Source organism: Streptomyces sp. NPDC002130, assembly GCF_040296465.1.
Lineage (GTDB): Bacteria > Actinomycetota > Actinomycetes > Streptomycetales > Streptomycetaceae > Streptomyces.
Genome location: NZ_JBEOXI010000864.1, coordinates 1 through 1,397 on the forward strand (window position 1 = coordinate 1; position 1,397 = coordinate 1,397).

3 protein-coding genes are annotated in these 1,397 nt (G+C 63.7%); 1 reads left to right on the top strand and 2 read right to left on the bottom strand.

Features of this window, described 5'->3' with window-relative positions; translation table 11 throughout:
• Positions 1-215: 215 nt before the first annotated feature.
• Together ABT116_RS46410 and ABT116_RS46415 are read right to left on the bottom strand one after the other, a co-directional pair.
• A complete protein-coding gene (locus ABT116_RS46410) occupies positions 216-437 on the bottom strand; it encodes a QcrA and Rieske domain-containing protein (RefSeq protein WP_502984080.1) in 222 nt (73 codons plus the stop codon).
• Positions 356-805 (bottom strand): YcaO-like family protein, encoded by a 450-nt coding sequence (locus tag ABT116_RS46415; protein WP_351647256.1) that lies wholly within the window; start codon positions 803-805, stop codon positions 356-358. The genes ABT116_RS46410 and ABT116_RS46415 overlap by 82 nt, the downstream gene beginning before the upstream one ends.
• A gap of 95 nt (positions 806-900) precedes the next feature.
• Here ABT116_RS46415 and ABT116_RS46420 point away from each other — a divergent pair.
• Positions 901-1,397, top strand: a 497-nt coding sequence (locus ABT116_RS46420) for an MFS transporter (RefSeq protein ID WP_351647258.1), incomplete at its 3' end; no start/stop codon positions are given.

Sequence of the window (1,397 nt, forward strand, 5' to 3'; positions counted from 1 at the left end):
CCCCCCAGCATCGTGATGTGTTCGCCGTGCACGGCCATACCCGCGGGAGCGACCACAGGAGTCCTCCGCAGCACAACGACGCCGTTGGTCCGGACTCGGGAAGACCTTGTTGATCTGCCGGCGCATGCCTGCGGCGAGGTGGTAGCGGGAGTCCATAGCCTCCGCTTGTCCAGCCGCTGCCGCGCTGATCTTGGACGGTTTGGTTGTTGTTGTGGTCACGGTCGACGCTCCCAAAATGCCGGGCCGAGTGCTTCGATGAAGTCACCGTCGGCGACCAGGAAGCCCTCTTCGTTCACTGTAATAGGCAACTGCGGAAGTGCGCGAGCAGCGGGACCGAAGATCGGCTTGCCGTAGGTCAGTGCGTCGAACTGCGACTGGTGGCAGGGGCACAGAATACGGTTGCTCTGCTGTTCGTAGAGCGAGGTGGGGCAACCCAGGTGGGTGCAAGCGCGGTGGCATCGCGTTCGAGAAGTTCCAGCAGAGCTGACATCTCGGCCTCGGCGCGTGAGCGCCCCGCAGCGATTCCGGCGTACTGCAACGATGCGATCGGTGGTTCTCCGCGACGGGCGCCTGTGTAGTACCCGAGATACGTCAGGGCTGCAGGCACATAGGTGGGCACTTTCTCGTCCATGGTGTGACCGAGTGCCCAGCGAATATCCAGGGCAGAGGTGAAGGGAACAAAGGGGAACCCGGCAAGGCGGTACTGGTCCTCGCTGTACAGCGCGAAACTCGCCGGATCGACGACCCGTGCACCGGACCGCTCCAGCGCCGACGCGCTGCTGCGGACCAGATCTTCGGGGATCACGTTGCCGCAATACCGCTCGACGGCCTCACCGGTTGCCGCGCCGCGGGCCGCGGTTCAAGTACACCGATTTCCTTGTCCTGCAGCTGATCGCAGTCGTGTTCTTCGCTGCCGCCGTGCCGGTCTCGGGTTGGCTCGCCGACCGGTACGGGCGTCGTATCACACTGCTGATCATCACCGGTCTGATCATGGTGTTCGGCTTGACCTTCGGTGTCTTCCTCGAACCGGACGGAATGAACGACGGCCGTATGTTGGCGTTCCTCATCGTGGGCATGCTGCTCATGGGCCTGACCTTCGGCCCGATGAGTGCCGTTCTCCCGGAACTCTTCCCGACCAACGTCCGCTACACGGGCTCGGGAATCGCGTACAACACCGCCAGCATTCTGGGCGCTGCGGTGGCGCCGTTCATCGCCGTCTACCTCGCGAAGAACTACGGCGTCGGCTGGGTCGGCATCTATCTTCTCGTGGCGGCGACGTTGACTTTTGTCGCGCTGCTGGTCATGCGTGAGACCAAGGGTGAGTCGCTCGACGATGTAGGGGACCTCGTCATCATCGGCCGCGGCCGCCTCCTCGCCGACACCACGGTCACCGACTT